General features: G+C 47.2%; 5 protein-coding genes. All 5 read left to right on the top strand.

Going from position 1 to position 2,197, the window contains the following annotated elements:
- Nucleotides 1-216 (top strand): HAD hydrolase family protein (locus JU82_RS07895; RefSeq protein ID WP_037949126.1); only part of this gene is annotated, 216 nt, incomplete at its 5' end.
- Nucleotides 217-726: an LPS export ABC transporter periplasmic protein LptC gene (gene lptC / locus JU82_RS07890; protein WP_037949123.1), complete on the top strand. Its 510-nt coding sequence runs from the start codon at nt 217-219 to the stop codon at nt 724-726. It abuts the gene before it with no gap.
- A gap of 10 nt (nt 727-736) precedes the next feature.
- Nucleotides 737-1,222, top strand: coding sequence for a lipopolysaccharide transport periplasmic protein LptA (gene lptA / locus JU82_RS07885; RefSeq protein WP_294892572.1), 486 nt, complete (start codon nt 737-739; stop codon nt 1,220-1,222).
- The gene (gene yihA, locus JU82_RS07880) at nt 1,219-1,830 is read left to right on the top strand and encodes a ribosome biogenesis GTP-binding protein YihA/YsxC (RefSeq protein ID WP_037949119.1); all 612 of its coding nucleotides are present in this window, start codon (nt 1,219-1,221) and stop codon (nt 1,828-1,830) included. The genes lptA and yihA overlap by 4 nt, the downstream gene beginning before the upstream one ends.
- A partial coding sequence (locus JU82_RS07875) for a GNAT family N-acetyltransferase (protein ID WP_037949117.1) occupies nt 1,827-2,197 on the top strand: 371 nt, incomplete at its 3' end. The genes yihA and JU82_RS07875, both read left to right, overlap by 4 nt.

The raw sequence follows: 2,197 nt of genomic DNA, 5'->3' as shown, positions 1-2,197 counted from the left end.
CCTGAAGAAGTGGCCGCCATCGGAGACGACCTGAACGATTACCGCCTTTTGCAATGGGTTGCGCAAGGATATACCCCGCATGACGGCTCAGAGTATGTCAAAGCGTGCGCTCACGTCTTGGAACGCCGCGGCGGCGACGCCTGCGTACGCGAAATGATCGAGAAAGTGATCCGTTCCAACGGCGAAGAGGAAAAATTTCTGGACCAGTGGCTGTAAATGTCGATCAATGTTTTTTTTCTGCTGGTGTCGGGTCTATTGTTGGGAATGTACGGATATTTTACCCCTTCGTATCGCGATGAGGGGGTTCAAGGCGAAGTGCCTAAAATTCATCTTTTTTCTTTCTCTTTGTATGAGATTTCGCATCGCGGAGTCGATCATATTCTTGAGGGGCAAGAAGGAAAAAAATTTGACGATCGATATGAGATAACGTCAGCTAAATTTAGCGATAATACGAAAGCGCAATTTCAGACAATACGTTCGGACAAGGCTCTTTACCGAGACGACATTCTTCAAATCGACGGTAATGTCCTTTATCACCGCGCAGATGGATTAGAGTTTCGTTCTCAGGAAGGGAAATACGACACCGAAAAATCGGTTGTTACGACCCAGGGCCCTTTCGTGATTACCCAAAACGCCAATCGCGTCGACGGACGGCGGCTGTATTACAATACGCAGAGTGACATCGTGTCCGCGAATGCGGTACGGGGAAGCTACCAATTAGACTAGGATTTCGTGTATGATTAAATTAATATCTTTTTTACTCCCATTATCGATGCTCGTTCTTTCGGCGGAAGAGCTTAAAGTCATTTCGGATAATTTTCAGGGTGATCAGCAAAAAGGGATATCGGTCTTTACCGGTAACGTCAAGACGACGAAAGGTCAAGACGAACTCAATGCGTCGAAAGTCACCATTTATACCGATATTAACAAAAAGCCGTTGAAATACGTAGCGGAAGGAGATGTCTCCTTCTACATCGTCACCGAGCTAAAAGAGGTCTATAAGGGTAAATCTCTGATTGCCGTCTATTACCCCAACGAGAGCGAGTACCATTTTTACAAAAAAGTCGATTTGATCCGTGTGGATGATTATCGCCGCGTTCGCGGGGATAAAGTCATCGTCAACACGATCAAAGGTCAGGCCACAGCAGAAAGCATCAAAGGCGAACCGGTTATCATGACGTTCACCCTTGAAGAGAAAAAACCGAAAAGTCCGGCCAAATGATCGAAATCATCGATTCTTCGTTTGTGACGTCTGCACCGAACATCAGACTCTCTCCGCCGAACGAGGAACAAAACGAAGTTGCGTTCATGGCCCGTTCCAATACGGGCAAAAGTTCGCTTCTCAATACTCTGACAAACCGAAAATCGCTTGCCAAAGTATCCGCAACGCCGGGAAAAACACGTCTCATCAATTATTTCGACGTCGTATTCATGGACCGTGAATCTCAGGAACGTGTCAATGCCAAATTCGTCGATTTGCCGGGATTTGGTTATGCCAAAGTAGCCAAAAGTCTTAAAACGGACTGGGAAAGCAATCTAACCTCCTATATCACCGACCGTGCCCAGATCAAAGTGTTTGTCCACCTGATCGACAGTCGCCATCCCGATCTGGAGATTGATGCGTCCGTACATGAATATCTGGAGCAGATATGCACTCCGGATCAGACGATACTGACCGTTTTTACAAAAATCGACAAACTCAATCAAAAAGAGCTATCCGAACTGAAAAAACGTTTTCCGGGAGCATTGATGGTGTCCAATTCCAAACGCCGCGGCGTCGATGCGATTGTCGGGACGCTGTACCATATTCTGAAAAATGAGGACGCATGAGCCGGATCGTCTATCAGAAGCCGACACTTGAGGACATCTTTGCTATGCAGCAGCTGGTTGCACCCGAAATAGAATCGGGTGTGATTCTGCCTCGGAGCAATGACGAGATTGCGACGAATATCCGTTCCTATTGGATTGCGTTGGACGGCGAAAAATTGATCGGGTTTGTCGCGTTGCACATTCACTCTCCGAAACTTGCCGAATTGCGCTCGATGATCATCGACCAAAGCTATCGCGGCCAGAATATCGGCACTGAACTTGTCGAAAAAGCATGTGAAGAGGGACGGCGTCTCGGTCTGAAAGAGGTTTTGGCGCTGACGTATCAGCAGCGTTTTTTCGAACGGTTGGGATTTGTCGAAATCCCCAA

It is taken from the genome of Sulfuricurvum sp. MLSB, from assembly GCF_000747095.1.
In the GTDB taxonomy this organism is placed as follows: Bacteria; Campylobacterota; Campylobacteria; order Campylobacterales; family Sulfurimonadaceae; genus Sulfuricurvum.
This window is presented reverse-complemented; position numbering and strand designations above follow the sequence as displayed.

What these genes read in the sequence shown, in the direction of transcription:
- yihA (WP_037949119.1), top strand. Translation starts at nt 1,219, where the DNA reads ATGATCGAAATCATCGATTCTTCGTTTGTGACGTCTGCACCGAACATC.
- lptC (WP_037949123.1), top strand. Translation starts at nt 217, where the DNA reads ATGTCGATCAATGTTTTTTTTCTGCTGGTGTCGGGTCTATTGTTGGGA.
- lptA (WP_294892572.1), top strand. Translation starts at nt 737, where the DNA reads ATGATTAAATTAATATCTTTTTTACTCCCATTATCGATGCTCGTTCTT.